A 26,796-nucleotide genomic window follows, 5' to 3' on the forward strand; every position below is an offset into this window, starting at 1 on the left:
GGCAGGGGCCGGATATGGGGATGAGAACCGTTTTCGCCGATCCGATGCTGCGCATGCTTATGGCAGCAATCCTGCTTGCTGCGTTGGTACCGGCCGTGGGCGAGGCCCGCGGTGCGGCGCAGCTCGTCGCCAATTCGGCGATCTTCATCCTTTTCCTGCTGAACGGCATGCGGATCGCGCGGCGCGATATCGCGGCGGGAGCGGCCAACTGGCGCTTCCTTCTCCCGCTCGTCCTGTGGGTGTTTGGCGCGATGGCGCTGGTCGGACTGGCGCTGGCCTCTATCGGGAGCAGCGTCCTGACCCCGGCTGTCGCCTTGGGCTTCCTTTACCTTGGTACGCTTCCGTCGACCGTCCAGTCGGCGACGTCCTACACGTCGCTTGCCGAGGGCAATGTGGCGCTGTCGGTGGTCGGGGCGGCGCTGCTCAACATCCTTGGCGTCTTCATCACGGTCCCGATCTTCCTCGCGCTTGGCGGCAGCGGGAGCGGGGCGGTCGGGATGGACGTGATCGGCAAGATCATGCTGCTCTTGATCCTGCCCTTTGCGATTGGCCAGGCGGTGCAGGGCTTCACGCGCGACTTCATCGCACAGCACAAGGGCAAGATCGCATGGGTCGATCGCTTTGCCATTTCGGCCGCAATCTATGTCGCGTTCTCCGGCGCGGTTGAGCAGGGCATCTGGACCCGTGTCGATGCATTCGACTGGCTCGCGATCCTGGGCTTGGTGGCCGTTTTCCTGGTGGTCGGAAATTACGGCGCCTGGCTCGCAGGCGGGGCGCTGCGACTACCGCGCGCCGACCGCATCGCCTTCCTGTTCGCAGGAGCCCAGAAAAGCGCGGCGGTGGGCGCCCCGCTAGCGACGATCCTGTTCCCGCCGGCCGAGGCCGGTTTCATCGTAATCGCGCTGCTGCTCTACCACTTCTTCCAGCTGGTGGTCGCAGCGCCGGTTGCTAGTCGTCTGTCGACGTCACCGCATCTTCCGGATGGCGGCGATTGTGCCGCACCGACCACCAGAAGCTGAGACCGATCAGGACCGCACCGAGCAGGCCGGTGATCGTTTCGGGAATGTGCCAGCGCGCGGACAGCAGCATGATGATGCCGAGCACGATGATCGCCCAGAAGGCGCCGTGTTCGAGATAGCGGTACTGCGCCAGCGTCCCAGTGCGCACGAGGTGGATGGTCATGGAACGCACGAACATGGCGCCGACCGAAAGGCCCAGCGCGATGATGATCATGTTGTTCGACAGGGCAAAGGCCCCGATCACGCCGTCGAAGCTGAAGCTTGCGTCGAGAACTTCGAGATAGAGGAACCCGCCAAGGCCCGATTTCACGATCTCGCCAGCGGCTTTCTTGCGCGCTTCGCGTGCTTCGATGATCGCGGCAATGGCATGAACGGCGATGAAGGTGACGAGGCCTAGGATGGCTGCAGTGAGGAAGGTTACCGCATCGTCCGGTTCCAGCAGCGTCGAGACGAAATAGACGAGCCCCAGGACGAGGCCGATCTCGACGGCAGGGACATTGGAGAACTTGTTGATCGTCCGCTCGATCACGGCGATCCAGTGGACGTCCTTCTCCTCTTCGAAGAAGAAGGTGAGGCCGACCATCGCCAGGAAGGCGCCGCCGAAGCCGGCAATGCCGATATGGGCACCCGAGACGATCTCCTCGTATCGCACCGGATTGTTGAGCGACAGCGACACCGCCTCCATCGGGCCGACCTGGGCCGCGATCGAAACAATGGCGATCGGGAAGATGATGCGCATCCCGAAGACCGCGATAAGTATGCCGATGGTCAGGAAGCGTTGCTGCCAGACAGGGTCCATGTCGCGCAGGACGGTCGCGTTGACCACTGCGTTGTCGAAGCTCAGCGAGACCTCGAGGATCGAAAGCACGATGACGATCCACAAGATGCCGAGGGTCGCGGTGATCGAACCCGTGCTGCTCCAGCCATACCAGGCAGCAAGGCCGAAGCAGACTGCCGTGAAGGCGAGCGAAAAGGTGTAGTACTGGCGTATCGTTTCCATTGCGCGGGTCTTCAGGCCTTGGGCTGGTAGGTCTGTTCAGCGGTCGGGAAGCTGCGCGCACGCACTTCTTCGGCGTAGCTGGCAGCGGTCTTTTCGATGATGCTGGCGATGTCCTCGTACTTCTTCACGAAGCGCGGGACGCGTTCGAACATGCCGAGCATGTCTTCGGTAACCAGCACCTGCCCGTCGCATTGCGCCGAGGCGCCGATACCGATGGTCGGGCAGGAAACCGCCTTAGTGGCTTCGATAGCGATGGGTTCGAGCACGCCTTCAAGGACGATGGCGAAGGCGCCGGCTTCGTCGAGCGCCTTTGCATCGCCGACGATCTTCTCGGCTTCCGCATCGCTGCGGCCGCGCGCCGCATAACCGCCCAACACATTGACCGCCTGCGGCGTGAGGCCGACGTGGCCCATCACCGGGATGCCGCGCTGGTTCAGGAAGGCGACCGTTTCGGCCATCTGCTCGCCGCCTTCGAGCTTCACCGCGGCCGCACCCGATTGCTTGAGAAGGAAGGTCGCGCTTTCAAACGCTTGCTGCGGCGATTGTTCGTAGGAGCCGAAGGGCATGTCGACCACGACCACCGAATGGTAGCTGCCGCGCACGACCGCGGCTGCGTGATTGGCCATCATGTCGAGCGTCACCGGGATGGTGGTCGGCAGGCCGTAGATGACCTGCGCCAGCGAATCCCCGACCAGCAGGAGGTCGCAATGCGCGTCGAGCAGCTGGGCCTGCCGCGCGGTGTAGGCGGTGAGCATGACCAGCGGTTCGCCGCTGGTGCCATCCGTCTTGTGCGCGCGGATCTTGGGGACCGTGAGCCGCTTCATCGGTCGCGGTGTGGGGTTGGCCCGGCTAGTGCTCGTCTCGAGCTGGAAGGTCGTCGACATGCCGCCCCACTAGCAAGCGCGTGGACGATGGCAAAGCGAAGCTTGGAATCGCGCGGATTTGCGTGTTTAAGGGCGGCCATGTCACCCGCGGTCGGGATCGCCGCACCTGGAGAGGGATAATCTGAACATGGTCGCTACGACGACTCCGACCGGCGATGGCTGGTCCTCGCGCACTGCCTTCATTCTTGCAGCGGTGGGCGCTGCGGTTGGCCTGGGCAATATCTGGCGCTTTCCGACGCTCGCCGGCGAGAACGGCGGCGGTGCCTTCGTGCTCTTCTACATCGGCTGCGTGTTCTTGCTCGGCCTGCCGCTGGTGCTGTCGGAAATCTTCATCGGCCGCGTCGGGCAGACCGACGCCGTCGGGTCGATCCGCCGGGTTGCAGCGCAGTCCAAGGCTTCGCCCAGCTGGTCGATCTTCGGCGCGGTCGGCGCTCTCGCTGCATTCCTGATCGTGTCGTTCTACTCGGTCGTTGCGGGCTGGGTGCTTTATTATGCCGGTGTGATGGGAGCGGATTTGTTCTCAGCGATCATGGAAGGCGATCCCTTCCGCGGCGCGCTGGTGGGCGAGAGCCAGGACCAGATCCAGCAGCGCCTCGGCGACATGTTCGCCAATCCCGGACTGCTGCTCGGCATGCATTTCCTCTTCATGGGCCTGACGCTCTACATCGTCGCGCGCGGGGTGAGTTCGGGCATCGAAAAGGCCGCGACCTACCTCATGCCGATGTTCTTCGTCCTGCTGCTGGGCCTGGTGCTCTACGGCGCTATCGAAGGCGACATCGGCGATGCCGTGGCTTTCCTGTTTACGCCAGACTGGTCGAAGCTGACCCCGCAGGTGATGAACTCGGCGCTCGGCCAGGCGCTCTTCTCGCTCTCGCTCGGTGTTGCGGGCCTGATCACCTATGGCTCCTACATCCGCGAAGACAGCGGCCTTGGCCCCACGGCCGGCCTGATCGCCTTTGCCGACACCACCGTCGCGCTGCTTGCTGGCCTGATGATCTTCCCGATCGTGCTGGCCGTGGGCCTCGATCCGGCCGCCGGTCCGACGCTGGTGTTCCAGACGCTGCCCTTCGCCTTCCAGACGATGCCCGGCGGCGCGCTGTTCGGCTTCCTGTTCTTCGTGCTTATCCTTGTCGCGGCGATCACCAGCTCGATCTCGCTGCTCGAGGTGCCGACAGCCTACGGTATCGGCGAGCGGGGCTGGAGCCGTCCGAAGTCGGCGCTGATTTTCGGCGGCGGGGCCTTCCTGATCGGGATCGCCTGCCTGCTCGGCTACAACGTGTGGGCCGATGTTCGTCCGCTGGGCTTCTGGTCGCTGTTCGAGAACACCGATATTCTCGACACGGTGGACGGGTTCACTGGCAAGGTGATGCTGCCGATTGGCGCGCTGCTGACCTCGATCTTCATTGGCTGGAAGGCGGACGAGAACCTGCTGCGCACCACCACGGGTCTGTCGCCGCTGGCGTTCAACCTGTGGCGCTTCCTCATCGCCTGGCTGTGCCCGATCGCGGTGGCCATCATCCTCGTGACCGGTCTGTTCCCGAGCATCCTGGGTGCCTGATACAAAAAGGGCCGCCCGGTGAGGGGCGGCCCTTTGCGACCATTTTCTGGTTCTTGGGTCGATCTAGAGGTCGACCGATTCCACATGCCGTTCTTCGGCGTCTTCGTGGACGTTCATGCCGAGCGCCATCTTGGCGGTGTTGAGGAGGCCAAGGTCGCCGCTCCAGATCTCGGCATCGCCGAGGTCCATGCGCAGGAACAGGATGTCGGGATCATCCTTGCCGCCATCGTACCAGGCTTCCACGAAGTTGTTCCAGAACTGGTCGAATCGGTCCTGGCTGTTTTCGATGGCGAGCGTGCCATTGAAGCGCGCGAAGATATCGTGGTCCTTGCCGGTGAAGCTGGCGGTTGCCTTGCCCAGCTTGGCGAAATCCGACTTCTTCTGCGTGAAGAACCAGATCGCGCTGTCCGCGTCCTTGTCGAGCTGCGCGGTCATCGGCACAGCGGTGTCCGATTGGCCGTCCAGCTCGAGGAACACGAAGGGCGAATCTGCAAGCGTCATCCAGAACTTCTTCTTGAGAGCGTCGGCGTTTCCGTCAGTGTATTTCATGATGTGTCCTCGTATTTGCGTATGGTTTTCAAACGGGTGGCAGCGGCCGACCGTTCCGTCCGACACGCCGAGGCGGGGCAGTGGAGGGATGAATTGCGAATCGCCCGGATATGGAACATAATGGGAACACGTGAGTCGATCCCCTATGTCCAAGCCCGATCTTTCCTCCCTGCCGTCCGTGGCCTTCGAAGACGTGGCCGCGCTGTCTGCACGGCGCAGCGCGCGCTGGCGTCCCGGACTGGCGCAGAGCGAAGGCCTGGCGCTGCACAACGAAGTGTTCAGCTCCTCGCGGGATGGGGCAGGGGCGGCCGCCGCGCTTGCCCTGGCGCTTGACGACTGGCGCAACCGTCCCCTCGACAGCGCGAGCGAGCAGCAGGACCTGCGCAGCGTGCTGTGGGTTCAGACGCGCGAGGCGGCGCGGCGCACCGGGCGTCCCTATCGTGCCGGATTGCCCGAAGAGCTGCAGGCCCGCCTGATCCATGTGCTGGCCGAAAAGGCCGAGGACGCGCTCTTCGCTCTGGAAGAGGGGCTGCGCTGCCGGGACCTCGCCTTCGTGGTGGGCGAGATTGCGGGCAATCCGAAACCTCTCGATTTCACCGCCTCGCGCCGATTGACCCTGGCGAGCGAAAAGCACGGAGTCCCGCTGTTCCTGGTCAGGATCGACGCCGCGCGCGACCTGTCGGCAGCGCGGATGCGCTGGGAGGTGGCCTCGGTCGCCTCGCCACAGCCGCGCTGGAACGCGCAGGCCCCCGGAGCACCGCGCTGGCGGGGCGAGCTGTTCCGCGCCCGCGCGCACGCCCCGGGAGAATGGGTTCTCGGCGAAGAGCAGGACTCCCTCACGGCCAGCAAGGCCTGGCGCGACACGGATGATGCGGTCGCCAACTGGACGGCGGGATTGCGCCAGCGATACCCGCGCCGCCGGGCGTGAGCGCGCTGCCTGCGGGTTCCTCGCCAACCCGCCGTATCCTCTCGATCTGGCTTCCTGCGCTGGCCATGGATCGCTGGCGCCTGGCCATGGGTGAGGGCGGCACAGCGCTAGACGCAGGCCCGCTGGTGCTAATTGCCGACACGGCGCATGGGCCGCGGATCGAAGCGGTCAACCGTGCAGGATCAGCCGCCGGCGCGCGCAAGGGCATGATGCTGGCCGATGCGCGCACGCTGTGCCCCGAAATCGCCACCGCGCCGAGCGATCCGGCCGGCGACCTCGCTTTCCTCGAACATCTGGCGGTCTGGGCCCAGCGCTGGGGCCCCTGGTCCGCGCTCGATGCGCCCGACGGCCTGCTGGTCGATGTCACCGCCGTGCCGCATCTTTTCGGCGGCGAGGAGCGCCTGCTGGCCGATGTCTACGAGGCTTTCGCGCGCCGCAAGCTGGCCGTACGGGCGGCGCTTGCGCCCACGGCAGGGGCGGCCTGGGCCTTGGCGCATTACGGCCCCGCCGGTGCGATCGTGGAGGGCGAGACGGCGATCGAGCGAGCCCTTTCCGACCTGCCGGTAGCCGCGCTGCGCCTCGACCAGGATGTGCTGACCGTGCTGCGCCGCCTTGGCCTCAAGCGCCTAGGGGAGATTTCGGTCATCGGGCGCGATGCGATCCAGCGCCGCTTCCGCAACCGCAAATCGCCTGCGGCCAATCCGCTGATCCGGCTCGACCAGTTGCTCGGCCGCGTGCCCGAACCGCTGCTGCCGGTCGTCCCCCAGCAGATGCCGCTGGTGCAGCGGCGCCTGCTCGAACCGATCCGCCACCGCCAGTTGCTCGACCAGGTGGTCGCCGATCTCGCCGAGGACATGGCGCGCGAGCTGGAGGGGCAGGGCAAGGGCGCGCGCAGGCTCGAGCTGGGGCTGTGGCGGGTCGATGGCGAAGTGGTGGTGCGCCGCCTCGAAATGGCTGCCGCAACCCGCGATCCGGCGCATATGCTGCGTCTCTTCGCCGCGCGCCTCGACGATATCGACGCCGGTTTCGGGATCGAGATGCTGCGCCTGCGCGCGAGCTGGGCCGAACCGCTTGCCCTGGCGCAGGGCGATATCGAAGCGGCGGCAGAAAGCCACGGGACTTCCTTGGCGGCCTGTGTCGACCGGCTGACCGTGCGCCTTGGTCCCAGGGCTGTCAGCCGCCCCGTGCCCTTCGCAAGCCACATTCCCGAACGCGCGCAGCGCTGGCAGCCCCCGCTGGAGCCCGAGCCTGCCTCGCAAGGGCAGCTGGCGTTTCACGCCCGCCCGCTTAAGCTGCTCGACAGCCCGGAGCGGATCGCAGTGCTCTACGCAACGCCCGACGGCTATCCGCAGCGCTTCCGCTGGCGGGGCGAAGTGCATGAGGTGGCGCGGGTGGAGGGTCCGGAACGGATAGCGCCCGAATGGTGGCGCGAACGGGGCGGGGCGCGGCTGCGCGATTATTACCGGATCGAGGATGGGGAAGGGCGGCGCTACTGGATCTACCGCCTCGGCATTATCGGCGATGGTCGCGGCGGGGCGCCCGACTGGTATCTGCAGGGCCTGTGCGCTTGAGGGAATGATCGGATCATGTCCTGAAACGCAAAGGGCCGCCCCGATCGGGACGGCCCAGCGTTTTGCGTTATCGCAGCGATCAGTTCGCGCTGTAAGGCAGCGAGCTGTGGTGCAGGACGATCTTGAGGTCGCCGGCATCATCCTTCTCGTAAGCGAAGGAATACTCGACCTTGGTCTCGTTGCCGTCGGTGCCGGTGAAGTAGTAGTTGCCCATGGCCACGGCCATGTCGCCGGCATCGCTGATCACGGTTCCGTTGTTCTCCCAGCGCACCGCCGTGTAGGGGGCGATCGCGAAACCGCCGTCTTCGGTGCCTTCGGTGCCCACGAAGTAGCTCAGCGCTTCTTCGGTGGTTTCGCGGAACTGGTCTTCGGCAGCCAGTGTCGGCTTGAAGAGGATGGTTGCGTCATCGCCATAGGCGTAGTGCGTGGCGATGTGTTCCGAAGCGCGGGCGCTGTAATCGCCCTCTTCGGTAAAGGTCTGGCCGATGGCAACAATGCCTTCGCCCCATGCCTGCTGTGCAGCCTCAACCTCAGCCGCGGTAATCGGGCTGGCGGTGGCGACTTCTGCGTCGGCCGTGGCGGTTTCGCCGCAGGCAGCAAGAGTCAGCGCGCCAGCACCGGCGGCAACGGCATAAATCATCTTTTTCATGTATTCCCCTTTGGGCTTTGCCCGTTGAATTGCTCGCAAGCGTTCCATGCTCGCTACGTCCGACATCACGTGCGCATATGCGCCCGCCAGAGGGGCCCGGTCCGTGCCGTCATTACGCAGGATGAACGGTTCGGTTCCCGCAGTTTTGCAGAAAATTTCTTGGCTGAATCGCGGTTGGAACGTATAGTGAACAAATGGCCGCGCAGACCCTCCTCCAGAAGCTTGAGATTCTCGCTGATGCCGCGAAGTATGACGCTTCGTGTGCGTCCTCCGGCACGGCGAAGAAGAACAGTCTCGGGGGGAAGGGCATCGGCTCGACCGAGGGGATGGGCATCTGCCACGCCTATGCGCCCGATGGCCGGTGCATCTCGCTCCTGAAGATCCTGCTGACCAACCACTGCGTCTTCGACTGTCACTACTGCGTCAATCGCAAGAGCTCGAATGTGGCGCGTGCGCGCTTCACCCCGCAAGAGGTAGTGGACCTCACGCTCGGCTTTTATCGGCGCAATTATATCGAGGGGCTGTTCCTCTCATCGGGGATCGTCAAAAGCTCCGACCATACGATGGAACAGATCGTAGAAGTGGCGCGCATCCTGCGGGAAGAACACGATTTTCGTGGCTACATCCATCTGAAGACCATCCCCGAGGCCGATCCGGAAATCGTCCACCGTGCAGGGCTTTATGCCGACCGTGTGTCGATCAACGTCGAGCTGCCGACCGACAGCGGCCTTACCCGCCTCGCGCCGGACAAGGACGCGCGCCAGATCGAAGGCGCGATGGGCAAGGTGAAGGCCGACCTCATCGAAGCCAAGGATGCGCGCAAGCGTTTCCGTCACGCGCCGCGCTTTGCCCCTGCCGGCCAGTCGACGCAGATGATCGTGGGTGCCGATGCGGCCACCGATGCGGATATCGTGGGCAAGGCAAGCCGGCTCTACGACAATTTCCGCCTTCGCCGCGTCTATTACAGCGCCTTCAGCCCGATCCCCGATGCGAGCGCGGTTCTGCCGCTCAAGCGCCCGCCGCTGATCCGCGAACACCGGCTCTACCAGTCCGACTGGCTGATGCGCTTTTACGGCTACAAACCCGCCGATGTGATGCAGGCGACCGAGGCGGACGGGAACCTGCCGCTCGATATCGATCCCAAGCTCGCCTGGGCGCTGAAATTCCGCGAGGCCTTTCCGGTCGATGTGAACCGCGCGAGCAAGGAACAGTTGCTGCGCGTTCCGGGGCTGGGCGTGAAGGCAGTGGGCAAGATCCTTGCCAGTCGTCGCCACCGGGCCTTGCGCCTAGACGATGTGGCGCGGCTGACCCAGTCGATCACCAAGGTGCGGCCCTTCATCTGCGCTGTCGACTGGCGACCGGTCACGCTGACCGATCGCGCCGACTTGCGCAGCCTACTCGCACCCAAGGCGGAGCAGTTGGAGCTGTTCGCCGCATGACCGCGCTTCAGCACGTAAAGCTCGGCGCCTATTACACGGTCCACCTGCCCGAGCCGGACGACTTCGATTTCTGGCGCGAACGGGCGCGCGGGCTCGTGCAATGCGATGTGCCGCCCGACCGGATCGCCTGGCTCGAACCGGGTGGCAGCGGCGATTTGTTTGCCTCTGGCGCGCCATCGCAAGGCGAGCGCCGCCTGCCCGTGCCGTCCGCCGATGCGCGGCCCGTGCGCGCCAGCAAGCGCTTCGTGAGCCTTGCGCGCAACGCCATCCTCCATTCCGACGCGCAGCGGTTTTCCCTGCTCTACCGCCTTCTCTGGCGCTTGCAGGCCAATCCGCGGATCATGGAGGACAAGGCCGACCGCGATGTGCGGCAGGTGGAAGAGCTGGCCAAGAACGTGCGGCGCGACAGCCACAAGATGCACGCCTTCGTGCGCTTCCGCCTCGTCGAGGATGAGGCCTTGGGCGAACATTACGTCGCCTGGTTCGAGCCCGACCACCACATCCTGCGCGCCAATGCGGGCTTTTTCATGCGGCGCTTTTCCAACATGCGCTGGTCGATCCTGACCCCGCGCGGTTCGCTCCACTGGGATGGCACAACCATGGCGGAAGGCCCGCCAGCCCAGCGCTCGGACGCGCCGGGAGGCGATCCGATGGAAGACCTGTGGCGCCGCTACTACGCCTCGATCTTCAATCCCGCACGGCTGAAGGTCGATGCGATGCTGAAGGAGATGCCGAAGAAATACTGGAAGAACATGCCCGAGGCCGCGCTGATCCCCGAGCTGATCGCGGGCGCGCAGGGGCGCGAGGCGCATATGGTCGAGAAGGGTGCGCTCGCCTTCGAGGAGCGGCCCGGCACGCTGGATGCGATCGACAAGGCCATCCACGCCTGCCGCAAATGCCCCATCGGAACTCTCGATAACCACGCCGTCATGGGCGAGGGGCCGCGCGATGCCGCGCTGATGATCGTCGGCGAACAGCCGGGCGACCAGGAAGACGTTGCCGGCCGGCCGTTCGTGGGGCCTGCCGGGCAGCTGCTCGACGCGCATCTCGAAGCAGCCGGGATCGACCGGCGCGCGGCCTATGTCACCAATGCGGTGAAGCATTTCAAATATGTTCAGCGCGGCAAGCGGCGGCTCCACCAGAACCCGGGTGCCAAGGAAATCGACACCTGCCGCTGGTGGCTCGAAAGCGAACGCGCGCTCGTGAGGCCGAAGCTGGTGCTCGCCATGGGTGCGAGCGCGGCGCGCGGGGTGCTCGGCAAGACGGTGAGCGTGGCGAAGGTTCGCGGACAGGCCATTCCCTTGGAAGACGGCAGCGAGTTGTGGGTCACCGTGCACCCCTCCTACCTGCTGCGCCTCGACGGGCCAGCGCGCGAGGAACAGGCGCGGCTGTTCGCGGCCGACCTTGCCGCAGTGAAGGAGCGGCTCGCGGAACTGGCCGGATAGGCCGATGCCCGAAAACGATCTCCAGATACCCCGCCGCACGGTCGAGCTCGATCCCGACAGCCTGACGCCCCCGCCGCGCTCGCCCTTTGTCGAGCTGGGCCTGGTCTCCTGCTTCAGCTTCCTGCGCGGCGCTTCCGATGCGGTCGATCTGGTGCTGCAGGCCCGGGCGCTGGGCTATGATGCGATCGGGATTGCCGATGCCAACACCATGGCCGGGGTCGTTCGCATCCATACCGAGGCAAAAACGCTTAAATTAAAGCCCCTTATCGGCTGCCGGATAGAAACGGTCGAAGGCCTCGATTTCCTCGCCTATCCCCGCGATCGCGCTGCCTATGGCCGGGTTTGCCGGCTGATCTCTGCAGGGAGGATGCAGACGCTCGAAGGCGAATGGCAGGACAAGGGCGCGTGCGATATCTCGCTGGAGATGGTGGCCGCGCATGCCGAGGGGGTGCAGCTGATCCTGCTGCCGCCGCGCGATCTTGAGCAGGAATTCACGGTCCCGGCCTGGGGCAGTAACGTGGTCGGCCTGGGCGGCGAAGCGGTACAGGACCGGATCTGCGCTCCCTTTGCCGATATCCTGCCCAACCTCGCTGCCGGCCTGCCGAGCCTTCGCCATATCGCCGCCGCCTATCTCTACACCGACAGCGACATTGCCCGGATCGAGCGGCTCGACGCGCTCGCCCGCGCGAACGGCCTGTCGATCCTTGCTACCAACGATGTGCATTACGCCACGCCCGATCGGCGGCCGCTGCAGGACGTGATGACCGCGATCCGGCACAAGACCACGGTTGCCGCGGCCGGGCACCGGCTCCACGGCAATGGCGAACGCTACCTCAAGCCGCCGGAAACGCTGGTAAAGCTGTTCGAGCGCTGGCCGCACGCCATCGCCGCGACGCGCAGCGTTGCCGATGCCTGCGACTTCAGCCTCGACGAACTGCAGTACGAATACCCGGAAGAGATCTACCCCGACGGCCTCGGACCGCAGCAATTCCTCGAACAGGAAACCTGGAAAGGAGCCGAGTGGCGCTATCCGGCGGGCCTGCCCGACAGCGTGCGCCAGACGCTGGAGCGTGAGCTGGCGCTGATCGGCAAGCTCGACCTGGCGCGCTACTTCCTCACCATCAAGGACATCGTCGACTACGCGCGCGGGGTCGATCCGCCGATCCTGTGCCAGGGGCGCGGCAGCGCGGCCAATTCGGCCGTGTGCTACTGCCTCGGCATCACGAGCGTCGACCCGGCCAAGCACGCGCTGCTGTTCGACCGCTTCATCTCCGAAGAGCGCAAGGAGCCGCCCGATATCGACGTCGATTTCGAGCACGAGCGGCGCGAGGAGGTGATCCAGTACATCTATCGCAAGTACGGCCGCCACCGGGCAGGGCTCTGCGCCACCGTGATCCATTACCGCCCGCGCATGGCGATCCGCGAGGTCGGCAAGGCCATGGGGCTGACCGAGGATGTCACTGCCGCGCTTGCGAAGACCGTATGGGGCGGTTGGGGTCGCGAGATCAGCGAAGCGCATGCTGCCGAAACGGGCATGGATGTGACCGATCCGCATTTGCGGCGCGTTCTGAAACTCACCGAGCAAATGATTGGTATGCCGCGTCATTTGTCGCAGCATGTCGGCGGTTTCATCCTCACCGAAGGCGCGCTGACCGAGACCGTGCCGATCGGCAACGGCGCCATGCCCGAACGCACCTTCATCGAATGGGACAAGGACGATATCGAGGCGCTGGGCATCCTCAAGGTGGATGTGCTAGCGCTGGGGATGCTGACCTGCATCCGCAAGTGCCTCGACCTGCTCGACGATCACCACAACCGCCCGCTGAGCCTGGCGACGGTCCCGCGCGAGGACCCGGAAACCTACGCCATGCTGCGCAAGGGGGACTCGCTTGGCGTGTTCCAGGTCGAAAGCCGCGCACAGATGAACATGCTCCCGCGCCTGCGCCCGCGCGAATTCTACGACCTCGTCATCCAGGTCGCCATCGTGCGCCCAGGGCCGATCCAGGGCGACATGGTCCACCCTTATCTGAAGCGCCGCCGCGGGGCGGAGCAGGTCGTCATTCCTGCACCGAGCCCCGAATACGGCCCGCCCGACGAGCTCTCCAGCATTCTCGAGCGCACGCTGGGCGTGCCGATCTTCCAGGAACAGGCGATGAAGATCGCGCTCGATGCGGCGAAGTTCTCCTCGCGCGAAGCCAACCGGCTGCGCAAGGCCATGGCGACCTTCCGCAGCCGCGGCATGGTCGACGAGCTGCAGGACATGATGGTCGAGCGCATGGTCACACGCGGTTACGACCGCGATTTTGCCGAGCGCTGCTTCAACCAGATCCGCGGCTTCGGGGAATACGGCTTTCCCGAAAGCCACGCGGCCAGCTTTGCGCATCTGGTCTATGTGTCGAGCTGGCTGAAATGCCATTTCCCGGCGGCCTTCGCCTGCGCGCTGCTCAATTCGCAGCCCATGGGTTTCTACGCGCCGGCGCAGATCGTGCGCGACGCGCGCGAGCATGGCGTCACGGTGCTGCCCGCCGACGTCAACCTGTCGCAGTGGGATTGCACGCTGGAAGAGGTGGCGTCGCCTGCCGGGGCCCGCCGTGACGGCGAACACGGGCGGCTCGACGGGCATATCGCCCTGCGCCTGGGCCTGCGCCAGGTGGACGGCTTGCCGGAGGCCGTGGCGGCACGGTTGATTGCGGCGCGTGAGGATGGCGGGCGCTACGCTGACGTCACGGCGCTGAAGGACCGTGCCCGCATTGGGCCGGCGCATATCGAAAGGCTGGCGAGCGCGGACTGCTTTGCCTCGATGCAGCTGTCGCGGCGTCAGGCCTTGTGGGATGCGCGCAGCATCGTCGGCGGGCCGGACCTGCCGCTTTTCGCCGCTGCGGCCGCGCGCGATGAAGGGGCGGAGCGTGCGCAGACCCAGCTGCCGCGGATGCCGCTGTCCGAAGAGGTGGTGGCCGATTACCAGACCACGCGCCTCAGCCTGAAGGCGCATCCCATGGCCTTCCTGCGCGCGAGCCTTGCCGAACGCGGCTTCGTGCGCGCCTGCGACCTGCGCAAGCGCAAGTTCCGCTCCATGGTGCATGTTGCCGGCGTGGTGCTGATCCGCCAGCGACCGGGCAGCGCGAAGGGCGTGTGCTTCATCACGCTGGAAGACGAGACCGGGGTGATCAACCTCGTCGTCTGGCCAGACCTCAAGGAAAAGCAGCGCCGGGTGGTAATGGGTTCGCGCCTGATGGAGGTGCGCGGGCGCGTCGAATACGACGACGAGGTGATCCATGTCATCGCGCACCACATGACCGACGCGACCGACCGGCTTTATGCCCTGTCGGACGACATGCTGAACGCACCGGTTGCGCGCGCCGACCATGTGACCTCGCCGCTTCCGGCCAAGTTCAATCCACGTGATAATCTGCGCGAGGGCAAGGACGATCCCTACAAGCCTGTCGAGCCGTGGGAGGAGCCGCCCCCGGGCAACCGCGAATGCGGCTATCGCGGCGGGCACCCGCGCGATGTGCGCATCATTCCCCCCAGCCGCGACTTCCACTAGGGGCCGCATCATGATCGATGCGGAAAAGCTTGCAGCCTTCGCGCTGGTGACGGCCATAACCAGCGTGGTGCCGGGCCAGTCGATGATGTTCGTCATGGGGCAGGCCATCTGGCGCGGTGCGCGGGCGGGCTGGGCCGCGCTCATCGGCATGCAGATCGGCTATCTCGCCTGGTGGGCGCTCGCCGCCTTCGGGCTTGGCACGCTGGCCGCGACCTATCCGCTCGCCTTCCGCCTGCTCGCCTATGCGGGGATCGCCTATCTCGCCTGGCTCGGCCTTGCCGCAATCCGCCATTCCTCCCATCCCGATACGGACACGCCCGACGCGCCCCGCCACCTTTCGCGCAACGCCTTTCGCGACGGTATCTTCGTCGCCATCGGCAATCCGAAATCGCTGATCTACATGGTCGCGATCATCCCGCCCTTCGTCGATCCGGCGGCATCCATCGGTCCGCAAATCGTGATCCTTGCGGTGCTGGCGCTGGTGATCGACCTGCCGATTGGCGCCCTCTACATCGTGGCGGGGCAGAAACTCGCCCGGGTGATGGAGCGCGCCGCCACGCGCCGCTGGATCGATCGGGGCATTGGTGCGCTCTTCCTCATGATCTCGGCGCTGGTTCTCGTCGAGCTGGTGGAGAGCGGGTTGTGAAAGTGCGCATATCACGGCGGATCGGTAAGTTTACCGGGGACCGCCGGGTCGTCTTGCTGCTTGTGGCCCTGGGCCTGATGGTGGCCGGGCGCGCCTGGCTCGCCGATCATCCCCAGCACAACCCCTGGGCGCCGCTCGACCTGCGCGATCCGGTGGGCTGGGCGACCGACACCAAGCTGCAGGCGCTGCGCGAGGATGTCCCGGCCTGCCGCGCCGTGCTTGAACGCAGCGCGATCACGCATGAGGCGCTGCAACCCGCGGGCGAGGGCGCGTGTTTGCGCGAGGATCGCACCCGCCTCGCAGACTATCCGCTCAGCCCCAATACGCCTGCGACGACGTGCCCGACGGCGGTTGCTATGGTGCTTTGGGAACGCGACGCGATCCAGCCCGCGGCGCAAACGATCTTCGGTTCGCCCGTCGCACGGATCGAGCATCTTGGCGCCTATTCCTGCCGCCGCCTCTATGGGCGGGACACCGGTGCATGGAGCGAGCATGCGACCGCCAACGCCATCGACATTGCCGGTTTCGTGCTGGAGGACGGGACGCGCATCAGCGTGCTGCGTGACTGGCCGGGGGAGGCCGACAAGGCGCGGTTCCTGCGCGAGGTACGCGACGGGGCCTGCGGCGCCTTCGCGACGGTCCTTTCACCGGACTACAACGCGGCCCATGCGGACCACTTCCATCTCGATATGAGCCCACGCTGGAGCAGCGTGTGCCGCTAGCTTAGCTGTCAGGCTTCCAGCGAGTAGCCTGCGCTGCGCACCGTGCGGACCGGATCCTTCGCGCCTTCGATCTCGATCGCCTTGCGCAGGCGGCGGATATGGACATCGACCGTGCGCAGTTCGATCTCGCTCTCGGTGCCCCAGACACCGTCGAGCAGCTGCCCGCGGCTGAACACGCGGCCCGGGCTCTCCATGAAAAACTTGAGCAGGCGATATTCGGTCGGGCCGAGCTGCAAAGTGCGGCCGCGGCGCGTGACTTTGTGTGCGACGGGGTCGAGCATGATGTCGCCGACCTCGATGCTTTCACCGGCAAGGGCCGGGCGAATGCGGCGCATGACGGCGGCAACGCGGGCAAGCAGCTCGCGCGGCGAGAAGGGCTTGGTCAGATAATCGTCGGCGCCAGTGTCGAGCCCGCGCACACGATCGTCTTCCGCCTCACGTGCGGTGAGCATAATGATCGGAACGTGGGCCGTTTCCTTGTCGCGGCGAAGCCGGCGGCAGACCTCGATGCCGCTGGTGCCTTCGATCATCCAGTCGAGGATAACGAGGTCGGGCACGTCTTCCGCAGCCAGCAGGAGAGCCTCGTCCCCGTCGGACGTGGTGCGTACCTGGTAGCCTTCGTTGGTGAAACGGTACTCAAGCAGTTCGGAGAGGGCGGGATCGTCCTCTACCAGCAGCAGTTTGGCGGCGTGCAAATCCTTGCCTTTCCGGGAATTTTCAGTCTCGGTCGGCACGGCTTTATGACCCTCGCGCTACAGTTTTATGTCACCCGTCCTCGTCGGGCGGGTAGGTGCCCGTCGCCGCGAAGTGAACCATTTCTGCAACGTTCGTCGCATGGTCGCCAACGCGCTCGAGGTTGCGCGCGATGAACAGCATCTGCGCGGCGCTCGAGATGGTCGAAGGGTTCTCGACCATGTGGCTGACGAGGTTGCGGAAAATCGAATTGTAGAAGGCGTCGACCTTCTCGTCCGTCGCGATAACCTCGCGCGCGAGCTCGGCGTCGCGTGCAGCGTAAGCGGTCAGCACATCGTGGACCATTTCCGCAGCCACCTCGGCCATCGCCGGGAGCAGCGTGAGCGGTTCGAACTGCTTGCGGTTTCCGCCGATCTCCTTGCTCGCCTTGGCGATGTTCTTGGAATAATCGCCAATCCGCTCGACCACGCCGGCAATCTTCAGCGCGGCGATGACTTCGCGAAGGTCGTCGGCCATCGGCGCGCGCAGGGCGATGATGCGCACCGACAGCTTGTCGATCTCGCTTTCGAGCGCGTCGATCTTCTTGTCGGCCTTGATCACCTTGTCGGCGAGCTCGTCATCGCCCTTGACCAGCGCCTCGAGCGAACGCTCGATCGCGGCTTCGGCCAGACCGCCCATTTCGGCAATCAGGCCGCGCAGACGGGTGATGTCCTCGTCGAAGGCTTTAACAGTGTGTTCTTGCATGGAATTCATGGTCTTATCCATAGCGTCCCGTGATGTAATCCTGGGTGCGCTGTTCGTGCGGATTGGTAAATATGTCAGAAGTACGACCATATTCCACCATTTTCCCGAGATGGAAAAAGGCGGTGCGCTGGCTGACACGTGCAGCCTGCTGCATGGAGTGGGTGACGATGACGATCGCGTAACGTCCGTTGAGCTCTGCGATGAGCTCTTCGATCTTTGCCGTGGCAATCGGGTCCAGCGCGGAGCAGGGCTCGTCCATCAGGATCACTTCGGGATCGACGGCAATCGCACGGGCGATGCACAGGCGCTGCTGCTGTCCGCCCGACAGCGCGGTGCCGCTGTCCTGCAGGCGATCCTTCACTTCTTCCCACAGGCCGGCGCGCTTAAGTGACTTCTCGACAATCGCGTCGAGCTCGTCCTTGCCTTCTGCAAGGCCGTGGATCTTCGGGCCGTAGGCGATGTTCTCGTAGATCGACTTCGGGAACGGGTTCGGCTTCTGGAAGACCATGCCGACGCGCGCACGCAGCTGCACGACATCCATGCCCGAGCGGTAGATGTCCTGCCCGTCGAGCGCGATCTCGCCTTCGACACGCGCGGTCGGGATCGTGTCGTTCATGCGGTTGAGCGTGCGCAGGAAGGTCGACTTGCCGCAGCCCGAGGGGCCGATGAACGCCGTGACGTATTCGGTCGGGATGTCGATCGAAACCTCGTCGATCGCCTTCTTGTCCCCGTAGAATACGGAGACGTCCTTGGCGCTCATCTTGGCTTCGGTTTTCTCGAGGTTGTCGTGGACTACGGTCACCAGGTTTTCTCGAACTTGTTACGCAGGTAAATGGCAAGCCCGTTCATCACGAGCAGGAACAGCAATAGCACGATAATGGCCGCGCTCGTGCGTTCGACGAAGCCGCGGTCGATTTCATCGGACCACAGGAAGATCTGCATCGGCAGGACGGTTGCCGGAGAAGTGAAGCCATCGGGCGGGGTTGCGACAAAGGCGCGCATCCCGATCATCAGCAGCGGCGCAGTCTCGCCAAGGGCGCGGGCCATGCCGATGATCGTGCCGGTCAGGATGCCGGGAAGGGCAAGCGGCAGGACGTGGTGGAACACGACCTGTACGGGCGAGGCACCCACCGCCAGCGCGCCATCGCGAATGCTGGGTGGGACTGCCTTGATGGCGTTACGACCCGAGATGACGATAACCGGCATGGTCATCAGGGCGAGGGTCATACCCCCGATGATCGGGGCCGAACGCAGGTTCGGGAACAGCGTGAGGAAGACCGCCAGGCCGAGCAGGCCGAAGATGATCGAAGGCACCGCGGCGAGGTTGTTGATCGACAGCTCGATAAATTCCGTCCACCGGTTCTTTGGCGCGTATTCCTCGAGATAGAGTGCTGCCAGAACGCCGATAGGGAAAGCGAGCAGCAGCGTGATGATCATGGTGAGCATCGAGCCCTTGAGGGCGCCCCAGATGCCAACCTGCTGCGGGTTGGTGGCATCGGACCGGGTCAGGAACCCGCTGTCGAAGTTCTTTTCGATCTGGCCGCGCTCGGCCAGTTGGGCGGCCAGCGCCTGCATGTCCTGCGCGCCTTCGCCCTCGTAACCAGACGCAAGATCGGCCGAGGCGGGAAGGGTGAAGGTGACTTCTTCGCGCAGGATCGACGGATCGGCGATGATCGCCGCTGCGACATCGCGCCAGGCCTGACTGCCGAGCTCTTCGGCCGCTTCCTCGCCCAGTTCCTCGGTCGCGAAGTACTGGACGACGTCGCGCAGGCCCTGCGCCTCGAGCGAGGCAAGGGCGCCGGGCTGCTCCATCGTCGAAGGATCGGCAGCGATCCCTGCCTGCGTGAAGTCGACCGGCACGCGCAGCTCGACGCGCTGAAAGCCGCCGACGCCGTTGACGGTCATGGTGCCGAGGAGGAACACGAGCACGACGACGGAAAAGAGGATCGCGGTCAGGCCGATGGCCTTGAACCGGCGCTCTGCCGCGTAGCGCTTCTTCAGCCGCGCTTCGAACGCGGGAGTGCGGGTAGGGGCGACACGCTCAGTCATAAGCTTCGCGGTACCTTTTGACGACGCTGAGAGCGATGAAGTTGAGGCCGAGCGTGACCAGGAACAGCACGAAGCCGAGCGCAAACGCGCTGAGCGTTGCCGGGTGGTCGAAGCTGCCTTCACCGGTCAGCATCTTGACGATCTGGACAGTGACCGTGGTCATCCGGTCGAGCGGATTGGCGGATAGGTTCGCTGCGGTCGACGCGGCCATGACCACGATCATGGTTTCGCCGATCGCGCGGCTGATGGCGAGCATGATGCCGGCCACGATGCCGGGCAGGGCAGCGGGGACCAGCACGCGGCGGATGGTTTCGCTCGTCGTTGCGCCCATGGCGAGGCTGCCATCACGCATGGCCTGCGGAACGGCGGTGATGCTGTCGTCGGCCATCGACGAGACGAACGGAATGATCATCACGCCCATGACGAGACCGGCAGCGAGCGCGCTTTCCGTCGAAGGGTTTGCAAAGCCCATTGCGAGAGCAATGTCGCGGATTGCCGGAGCGATCGTCAGCGCGGCAAAGTAGCCGTAAACGACGGTCGGAACACCGGCGAGGATTTCGAGCGCCGGCTTGATCCACGAACGCAGCTTCGGATTGGCATATTGCGTCAGGTAAATCGCGCTCATCAGGCCAAGCGGGATGGCCACGATCATGGCGATGATCGCGCCGATGAACAGCGTGCCCCAGAACAGCGGCACGGCGCCATAGCGAGAGGGATCGGGGTTCTCCGGGTTCGCCATGGGGTCGGGGCCCCAGTGCGTCCCGAACAGGAAGTCGATCGGAGAGACCATGCCGAAGAAGCGGACGGTCTCGAACACGAGGCTCGCGAGGATGCCGATGGTGGTCAGGATAGCGACCAGCGACGCGCCGAGCAGGATCGCCATTACGATCCGCTCCACCTTGGTCCGCGCGGCAAAGTCAGGCTTCAGGCGCAGGAAGGCGTAAGTGCCCCCGAGGAAGGCAATCAGCAGCGCGACCGCGATACCGATGAAGTTGTAGTGCGACAGCGCCTCGCGATAGGGTTCGACCAGGGCCGCTGCCTGCGGGTTGAACACCGCTGGAGCCGCTCCGGTGGCTACCGCCCGCGCTTCGTTGAGGATTGTCTGGCGCTGGAAACCGAACTCGGGGAGTTCGGCGGCTGCCGGGCTCGCGAGGACCGACTGGCTTACAAGCCCGGGAGCAATGGCGCTCCACAGGCCGACAAAGGCCAGCACGGGAAGCGCGATCCACAGCGCGACATACCACGCGTGGTAGTTCGGCAGGGATGCGATCCTGCCGTCGGCGCTTTCACGCCGGAAGGTCCATGCACGCGCACGAGCCGCCAACCATCCGGCGAGCCCGAGCCCGAGGGCCAGGAGGAGCAAGATGGCTGGCGACATGTGCGTTACATTAAACCTTACTTGAGTTCAGTGCCGTCGAGCGTGGTGAACTCGGTGGCTGCGGTCAGGTTGGCCGCCATAACGTCATCGGGCGAAGCTACAAGGCCGATCTTGGCAAGATCACCATCCTTCGACCACATCGTCGTCCACTGGGCGAGATATTCCTTCAGGCCCGGGATGGCGTCGATGTGCGCCTTCTTGACATAGACGTAGAGCGGACGAGCGCCGGGGTATTCGAAGCTCGAGATGTTTTCGTAGGTCGGGGCGACGCCGTTCATGTTGAGGCCCTGGACCTTGTCGGCGTTCTCTTCGAGGTAGCTGTAGCCGAAGACGCCAACCGCGTTCGGGTTGCCTTCGATCTTCTGCACGATCAGGTTGTCCTGCTCGCCCTGGTCGACATAGGCGCCGTCCGAGCGCACTTCCGTGCAGACCTGGTCGTAGCGGTCTTCGTCGCTTTCCTTGAGCGCCTTCATTTCCTCGTTGGTCTTGCAACCGGCTTCAAGGACAAGCTCCTTGAGCGCGTCGCGGGTGCCCGAGGTGCTCGGCGGACCATAGACGAGGATGGGCTGGTTGGGGAGCGAGGGATCGACATCCGACCAGTTGGTGTTGGTCTGCTCGCCGCCGTAGGGCGAAGCGGCCAGCGCTTCGTAGACCTGCTTGGGCGTCAGGTTCATGGTGATGCCGCCCTGCGCCGAAGCGAAAGCGATACCGTCGAGGCCGACCTGCAGTTCGATGATGTCGGTCACGCCATTGGCCTGGCAGTCAGCGAATTCGCTGGCCTTCATGCGGCGCGAGGCGTTGGTCATGTCGGGCGTGTCAGCGCCGACGCCGGCGCAGAACAGCTTCATGCCGCCGCCGGTTCCGGTCGATTCGATGATCGGCGACTTGAAGTCGGGGTTCGAGCGCACGAAGGCTTCCGAAACGGCCTTGGCGAAGGGGAAGACGGTCGAGGAGCCGACCGCACGGATCGAGTCGCGCGAAGCGCCGTCGCCGCCAGCGCTGCCGCAAGCGGCGAGGGCAGCAGCCGAAACGGCAGCGAAGATGAAGGATTTGGTCTTGGTCATCAGGATCACCTTGGGTTGTTAGCTAGCGGCGCCAAAGCGCCTCAATGTTACACGGGTACGACAATCGTTTGACTGGGACGCCTAGAAATCGATCTGCGCGCGCAGTCCGATCGAGTCGACGCCGTAGGAGGTATCGCCCGAAGCCGTCGGCAGGACCGCATCGGTGTATTCGAGGCGGCCGTAGTTGATCATGAAGAGCGTGTAGTCGGTCGGCTTCCAGATCAGCGAGGCGAAGTACCCGGCCTGCTGGCCGCCGAGGATACCAGCGTCGTTCAGGTCGAGGTGGTCGTAGCGGACGTTGAACTGGAGCGAACCGAAGCCGCCTTCGCCAACCGGCGAGTTCGGCTTGGTGCGATCGAACTTGCCGCCCTTGTAGCCGCGCGTGTCGTCGGTGAGGAAAACGCCGGCTTCGACGTACCCGCCGAAGAAGGTCGGATCCATGGTCATTCCGGGGATGTTGACCTTCTGCCAATAGCCTTCGGCTGCAGCGTGGAAGCGGCCCGCGATGGCAGCGCCTTCAAGACCAAAGCCGGTTTCGCTGCTGGCGTTCAGGCGGCCGGTGTTGACGAACCGCTCCGAGGTGAAGTGGACCAGCGGGCGCTGGCGATAGCGCACGGTGTTCGCGGGATCGTCGATGTCGTTGTAGTGGAACGAGCCACCGAAGTGCAGCTGCGCATCGCCCGACTTGGGCATGAAGACGAAACGCGCATCGACGCCGCGGTTCTTGGTGGCGGTGTCGTCGAAATTGTCGGTGAAGACGCCGGCCTGGGCAAGGAACGGCCCCTTCGAATAGGACACCGACGCACCGATGCGGCGTTCGAAGCCAAACGCGTCGGTGAAGGCGGCGCGTTCGATAAAGGTGGTGTGCAGGCTGCTGGTCAGCTCTTCCAGCGACTGGAAGTTGTTGTGATGGCCAATCGCCACATCGACGTTGCCATGCTCGTAGGTCAGGATGGCATCGGCCACTTCGACCTCGTTGCCGGCAAAGTCGATCTCGAACTTGTAGCCGAAGCCGCCCGGAATATCGCCCGAGGCGCCGAGACGGGCGCGGCGCACTTCGTTCTGGAAGCCGTCGCTGGCGCCGGTCGAGGAGGGGACACTGGTCCAGCCTGCATCGTACATCAGGCGGCCACGGGGCTTGAAGCTCCAGCCGTCGCTCTTTTCGAGCGTCGCTACAGTGGGAGCCGGCTGTGCGGCTGCCGCAACGGCCGCTGCGGCAACCGCTTCGGTGTTGGCTGCGATCGTGGCGTTCTGTTCGGTGTCGGTCGCCTTTGCGGCGGCGAGCTCGTCTTCGAGCTGTCCGATTCGGGCGTTCATCGCCGCGAGCTGCGCGCGCATTTCGGCAAGCTCATCGGCCGAAACGGTGACGCTCTGGGCGTAGACGGGAGTGGCGAACGTGCAGCTCAGGGCAGCAGCCAGGACGCCGAGGCGCGGGCGATTGATCATCGAATGAAGTCCTTCGTGGGAATTACGATCCGACGACGCCACTATGACGCTCAAATGACTCTTTTGTGACGGTCTATCGCTTGGCGCTGTCTTTTCGAAAGTTACCCAAAAGAATCAGGATCGTGCTGAGCCGTCACACCTCTTCGCTCTTGGTCTCGATCGGAAGCGTAACGGTCACTCTCGTACCTTCGCCAACCGTGCTCTCGATATCGAGTCGGCCCCGGTGGCGTTCGACGATGTGCTTGACGATTGCGAGGCCTAGGCCGGTCCCGCCCGACGCGCGGCTGCGACCGGGGTCGGTGCGGTAGAAGCGGCGCGTGAGGTGCGGGACATGCTCGGCAGCGATGCCTTCACCGCGATCGGTGACGGTTAGACGCACCCGGTTCCGCCCGCGCGGATGCAGGCGCACGGTCACCGCTTCACCCTGGGCGCCATATTTGAACGCGTTGTCGACAAGGTTTCGCACGAGCTGTTCGAGCTGCTGTTGGTCACCCAGTACCGTGAAGTCACCAGTCGCTTCGTAGTCCAGGAGGGACGCGCGCTCGCCAGCCGCTGCATCGCTAGCGGCCCGTTCGACCAGCTTGTTGAGATCGAGCACTTTTTCGGGAAGGTCGTGCTTCTCCGCCTCGATCCTCGATAGCGACATCAGGTCGCTCACCAGATCCTGCAGGCGTCGGGCCTCGCGCTGGATTGTACCTAGGAACTTCCCGGCCATTTTCGGGTCGAGATTCTCTACATCCTCCTGGAGGGTCTCGACGTAGCCGATGATCGAGGCGAGCGGTGTCCGCAGTTCGTGGCTTGCGTTGGCGACGAAATCGGTATGCGCGCGGGAAATGTCGGCTTCGGCGGTCTTGTTGACGAATTCGATGACCGCGAGGTCGCCGGGCAGGGTCTTGCGGTTGATCCGCCAGATATCGGTCCGGCGGGCGAGCCCGCGGACTACCGCGCCGCCTTCCGCGTTGCGTTCAAGCAGGCGAATGGCTTCGGGCTGGCGAAGCGCCATGCGCACATCCTGCGCCATGATGTGACTGCCGAGGAGCTTGCGGGCCGAAAGGTTGGCGATGATCACCCGGTCCCGTTCGGTGATGACAACCGGGGTTTCGGAATGCTCGAACAGGTCGGCCATGCTGTCGCGGGTGAGGGCGCCGTCTGAAGGCGCGGCCTTTGCCTCCGGCGGTCGCGCAGCGACGAGGTAAAGCGAACCGATCCATACGGCGAGGAACAGGCCGACGTAGATGAGGTCGATGTCGAGCGTGGCGAGGACGGCGCAAGCAGCCAGCGCTATGCCGAATCCGGACCAGGGAAATCTGCTCTCGCTCATTGCCGCGCGGCTTAGCGGCGCGCAGCAGAGCGCGCTACCGGTTTCTCGAAGGGGGAGTTGGTGGTGACCCGTACGGGAATCGAACCCGTGTTTCAGCCGTGAAAGGGCCGCGTCCTAACCGCTAGACGAACGGGCCACAGGAGTGGCGCTTTTTCGCGGATTGCCAAGGCAATACCGCCACCGTGGTGACCCGTACGGGAATCGAACCCGTGTTTCAGCCGTGAAAGGGCCGCGTCCTAACCGCTAGACGAACGGGCCACACCCCTTGCGGGGTCGGTGGCGTGGCGGGCCAATTAGGCGTGGGGGTGCGAGGCGTCAACCCTCCAATGCAGGCAATTTCACTAATCCGCCCAAGCGGCGTCCTCGAGGTGGAGTTCCGCCTGCGGCCGGCTACCCCAATCATCGATCTTCACACGGCCTGCCAGCCACAGCTTGCGCCCGCGCGAGGCGTGCAGGAGCGCCTGTCCCATTTCGCTCTCCGCCGCGCGGAATGCGATGCCCTTGAAGCTCTTGCCGTCGTCCCCAGCCGCGATCAGCCGGACGTGGTCGGCGCCGACGATATCGCACTTCACCAGCCGTACCGGGCCCACGGCGACGCGCGGTCCCGGCCAGCCGACACCGAAAGGCCCTGCCGCTTCGAGCGAGCCGACGAGCTCGGGCGTCAGGCCGCCGGGCGACACCGCGAGATCAAGCGCCATCTCGCGGCTTGCCGAAGCGCGTGCGACTTGCCCTTCGAGCGTGGCGTCGAGCCAATCGGCCAGCGCATCGATCTTGTCGGTGGTCACGGTCAGCCCCGCGGCCATGGCGTGACCTCCGCCCGCGACCAGCAGCCCTTCGTCGCGGGCCCGTATGATCGCCGCGCCCAGATCGACGCCCGCAATGGAGCGGCCCGAGCCTTTGCCGGTCTCGCCGTCCACGGCGATGACCAGCGAAGGCTTGCCGGTCTTTTCCTTGATCCGGCCGGCCACGATCCCGATCACGCCGGGGTGCCAGCCTTCGCCCGATAGCAGGTGCACCGCGCGGTTGTGTTGCGAGGCGAGTTGTTCCTCTGCCGCTTCTTGCACCGCAGCCTCGATCGCGCGCCGTTCTTCGTTGAGGGCAGAAAGCTGGGCTGCAATCTCGCGGGCCTCTTCTGGATCCTGCGTCGTGAGGAGGCGCACGCCGAGGGTGGATTCGCCCACCCGACCGCCAGCGTTGATGCGCGGGCCGAGCGCGAAACCGAGGTCCGAGCAGGCGGGGGCGCGCTTCAGACGGCTTGCATCGATCAGCGCGGACATCCCGATGTTGTCGCGCTTCGCCATGACCTTGAGGCCCTGGGCCACGAAGGCCCGGTTGAGGCCATGGAGAGCGGCAACGTCGGCGACCGTGCCAAGCGCCACCACATCGAGCAGGGCCAGCAGGTCCGGTTCCTTGCGGTCAGCGAAGAAGCCGCGCTCGCGCAGGGTCCGCACGAGCGCAATGGCAAGGAGGAAAGCCACGCCCACCGCGGCCAGATGGCCGTGCGCGGCCGCATCGTCTTCCTCGTCGAGCCGGTTCGGGTTTACCAGAGCCACGGTTTGGGGAAGCTCGGCGGCGCATTTGTGGTGGTCGACCACGATGACGTCGACGCCCGCTTCATGCGCCATACCAAGCGCCTCGTGCGCCATGGCTCCGCAATCAACCGTGACGATAAGGCTAGACCCCTCGCGCCCCAGCTTGACCAGAGCCTCTCCCGAAGGGCCGTAGCCTTCCAGCAGGCGGTCCGGGATGTAGTAACCCGCCTCGACCCCAAGCTCGCGCAGCAAGCGGATCAGCAGCGCGGAACTTGTCGCCCCGTCCACATCGTAGTCGCCGTAGATCGTAATCGTCTCGCCTGCGATGACCGCCTGGGCAATCCGGTCGGCCGCCGTGTCCATATCGCGAAAGATCGACGGATCGGGCAGGAAGCTGCGCAGCGTAGGGCTGCGATGCCGCTCGATATCTTCCGGCGGCACGCCGCGCGACAGCAGCAATTGGCGCACGACATCACCGCCAAGCTCAGGCGAGTTGCCGAGCTCCATATTCCCCCCGCGCCAGCGCCAGGCGCGACCGGTGAGCGATGCGGATACTCCGTAGACATGGGAAAGGGCCTGCGATGCCATAGGTCTGCCATACGCGTTCATCGC

At 65.0% G+C, this 26,796-nt stretch carries 22 protein-coding genes and 2 tRNA genes; 9 read left to right on the forward strand and 15 right to left on the reverse strand.

Going from position 1 to position 26,796, the window contains the following annotated elements; all coding sequences use genetic code 11:
- The first annotated feature begins 20 nt into the window (after positions 1 to 20).
- Complete coding sequence (locus KUV82_RS07320; RefSeq protein ID WP_258319676.1) at positions 21 to 1,019, forward strand: bile acid:sodium symporter family protein; 999 nt, start codon at positions 21 to 23, stop codon at positions 1,017 to 1,019.
- Here KUV82_RS07320 and KUV82_RS07325 read toward each other — a convergent pair.
- Together KUV82_RS07325 and panB are read right to left on the reverse strand one after the other, a co-directional pair.
- Positions 949 to 2,019, reverse strand: coding sequence for a DUF475 domain-containing protein (locus tag KUV82_RS07325; protein ID WP_219953656.1), 1,071 nt, complete (start codon positions 2,017 to 2,019; stop codon positions 949 to 951). The two genes, KUV82_RS07320 and KUV82_RS07325, sit on opposite strands and share 71 nt — an antisense overlap.
- Before the next feature lie 11 nt (positions 2,020 to 2,030).
- Positions 2,031 to 2,903 (reverse strand): 3-methyl-2-oxobutanoate hydroxymethyltransferase, encoded by an 873-nt coding sequence (panB, locus tag KUV82_RS07330; RefSeq protein WP_219953657.1) that lies wholly within the window; start codon positions 2,901 to 2,903, stop codon positions 2,031 to 2,033.
- 127 nt (positions 2,904 to 3,030) lie between these two features.
- Here panB and KUV82_RS07335 point away from each other — a divergent pair, with 127 nt between their 5' ends.
- The gene (locus KUV82_RS07335; protein WP_219953658.1) at positions 3,031 to 4,461 is read left to right on the forward strand and encodes a sodium-dependent transporter; all 1,431 of its coding nucleotides are present in this window, start codon (positions 3,031 to 3,033) and stop codon (positions 4,459 to 4,461) included.
- 63 nt (positions 4,462 to 4,524) lie between these two features.
- Here KUV82_RS07335 and KUV82_RS07340 read toward each other — a convergent pair whose 3' ends face one another.
- Entirely contained in the window at positions 4,525 to 5,010 is a 486-nt protein-coding gene (locus tag KUV82_RS07340; protein WP_219953659.1) for a pyridoxamine 5'-phosphate oxidase family protein, read from the reverse strand.
- A gap of 145 nt (positions 5,011 to 5,155) precedes the next feature.
- Between KUV82_RS07340 and KUV82_RS07345 the strand changes: the two genes are divergently transcribed.
- On the forward strand, positions 5,156 to 5,938 hold the full coding sequence (locus KUV82_RS07345) for a hypothetical protein (RefSeq protein ID WP_219953660.1): 783 nt from the start codon (positions 5,156 to 5,158) through the stop codon (positions 5,936 to 5,938).
- Positions 5,939 to 6,003: 65 nt separating this feature from the next.
- Positions 6,004 to 7,509: a DUF6504 family protein gene (locus KUV82_RS07350; protein WP_219956249.1), complete on the forward strand. Its 1,506-nt coding sequence runs from the start codon at positions 6,004 to 6,006 to the stop codon at positions 7,507 to 7,509.
- 79 nt (positions 7,510 to 7,588) lie between these two features.
- Here the strand turns inward: KUV82_RS07350 and KUV82_RS07355 are convergent, their stop codons facing one another.
- Positions 7,589 to 8,158, reverse strand: a complete 570-nt coding sequence (locus KUV82_RS07355) for a phosphoribosyl-AMP cyclohydrolase (protein ID WP_219953661.1) — start codon at positions 8,156 to 8,158, stop codon at positions 7,589 to 7,591.
- A 194-nt stretch (positions 8,159 to 8,352) separates the two neighbouring features.
- On the opposite strand from KUV82_RS07355, the gene KUV82_RS07360 reads away from it, so the two are divergent.
- From KUV82_RS07360 to KUV82_RS07380, 5 genes are read left to right on the forward strand one after another with little or no spacing between them, the layout of a single operon-like run.
- Positions 8,353 to 9,597: a putative DNA modification/repair radical SAM protein gene (locus tag KUV82_RS07360; protein WP_219953662.1), complete on the forward strand. Its 1,245-nt coding sequence runs from the start codon at positions 8,353 to 8,355 to the stop codon at positions 9,595 to 9,597.
- The gene (locus KUV82_RS07365) at positions 9,594 to 11,042 is read left to right on the forward strand and encodes a UdgX family uracil-DNA binding protein (RefSeq protein WP_219953663.1); all 1,449 of its coding nucleotides are present in this window, start codon (positions 9,594 to 9,596) and stop codon (positions 11,040 to 11,042) included. The genes KUV82_RS07360 and KUV82_RS07365 overlap by 4 nt, the downstream gene beginning before the upstream one ends.
- 4 nt (positions 11,043 to 11,046) lie before the next feature.
- Positions 11,047 to 14,589, forward strand: a complete 3,543-nt coding sequence (locus KUV82_RS07370; RefSeq protein ID WP_219953664.1) for an error-prone DNA polymerase — start codon at positions 11,047 to 11,049, stop codon at positions 14,587 to 14,589.
- Between the two features lie 10 nt (positions 14,590 to 14,599).
- Positions 14,600 to 15,235: a LysE family translocator gene (locus KUV82_RS07375; RefSeq protein WP_219953665.1), complete on the forward strand. Its 636-nt coding sequence runs from the start codon at positions 14,600 to 14,602 to the stop codon at positions 15,233 to 15,235.
- Entirely contained in the window at positions 15,232 to 15,957 is a 726-nt protein-coding gene (locus tag KUV82_RS07380) for an extensin-like domain-containing protein (RefSeq protein ID WP_258319677.1), read from the forward strand. The genes KUV82_RS07375 and KUV82_RS07380 overlap by 4 nt, the downstream gene beginning before the upstream one ends.
- Positions 15,958 to 15,965: 8 nt before the next feature.
- Here the strand turns inward: KUV82_RS07380 and phoB are convergent, their stop codons facing one another.
- From phoB to recJ, 11 genes are all read right to left on the reverse strand, one after another.
- A complete protein-coding gene (gene phoB, locus KUV82_RS07385; protein ID WP_219953666.1) occupies positions 15,966 to 16,652 on the reverse strand; it encodes a phosphate regulon transcriptional regulator PhoB in 687 nt (228 codons plus the stop codon).
- 70 nt (positions 16,653 to 16,722) lie between these two features.
- A complete protein-coding gene (gene phoU, locus KUV82_RS07390; RefSeq protein ID WP_219953667.1) occupies positions 16,723 to 17,394 on the reverse strand; it encodes a phosphate signaling complex protein PhoU in 672 nt (223 codons plus the stop codon).
- 13 nt (positions 17,395 to 17,407) lie between these two features.
- The gene (gene pstB / locus KUV82_RS07395) at positions 17,408 to 18,154 is read right to left on the reverse strand and encodes a phosphate ABC transporter ATP-binding protein PstB (RefSeq protein ID WP_219956251.1); all 747 of its coding nucleotides are present in this window, start codon (positions 18,152 to 18,154) and stop codon (positions 17,408 to 17,410) included.
- 38 nt (positions 18,155 to 18,192) lie between these two features.
- Positions 18,193 to 19,443, reverse strand: coding sequence for a phosphate ABC transporter permease PstA (pstA, locus tag KUV82_RS07400; protein WP_219953668.1), 1,251 nt, complete (start codon positions 19,441 to 19,443; stop codon positions 18,193 to 18,195).
- Complete coding sequence (gene pstC / locus KUV82_RS07405) at positions 19,436 to 20,821, reverse strand: phosphate ABC transporter permease subunit PstC (RefSeq protein ID WP_219953669.1); 1,386 nt, start codon at positions 20,819 to 20,821, stop codon at positions 19,436 to 19,438. The genes pstA and pstC overlap by 8 nt, the downstream gene beginning before the upstream one ends.
- A gap of 17 nt (positions 20,822 to 20,838) precedes the next feature.
- The gene (locus KUV82_RS07410) at positions 20,839 to 21,885 is read right to left on the reverse strand and encodes a substrate-binding domain-containing protein (RefSeq protein WP_219953670.1); all 1,047 of its coding nucleotides are present in this window, start codon (positions 21,883 to 21,885) and stop codon (positions 20,839 to 20,841) included.
- A gap of 81 nt (positions 21,886 to 21,966) precedes the next feature.
- Positions 21,967 to 23,331, reverse strand: a complete 1,365-nt coding sequence (locus KUV82_RS07415; protein WP_219953671.1) for a porin — start codon at positions 23,329 to 23,331, stop codon at positions 21,967 to 21,969.
- 133 nt (positions 23,332 to 23,464) lie between these two features.
- A complete protein-coding gene (locus tag KUV82_RS07420; protein WP_219953672.1) occupies positions 23,465 to 24,652 on the reverse strand; it encodes a sensor histidine kinase in 1,188 nt (395 codons plus the stop codon).
- A gap of 61 nt (positions 24,653 to 24,713) precedes the next feature.
- Positions 24,714 to 24,788 (reverse strand) — tRNA-Glu (locus tag KUV82_RS07425).
- Positions 24,789 to 24,835: 47 nt separating this feature from the next.
- A tRNA-Glu gene (locus KUV82_RS07430) sits at positions 24,836 to 24,910 on the reverse strand.
- A gap of 83 nt (positions 24,911 to 24,993) precedes the next feature.
- Positions 24,994 to 26,772 (reverse strand): single-stranded-DNA-specific exonuclease RecJ, encoded by a 1,779-nt coding sequence (recJ, locus tag KUV82_RS07435; protein WP_219953673.1) that lies wholly within the window; start codon positions 26,770 to 26,772, stop codon positions 24,994 to 24,996.
- Positions 26,773 to 26,796 lie beyond the last annotated feature (24 nt).

The organism is Qipengyuania flava (assembly GCF_019448255.1).
Taxonomy (GTDB): Bacteria; Pseudomonadota; Alphaproteobacteria; order Sphingomonadales; family Sphingomonadaceae; genus Qipengyuania; species Qipengyuania flava_A.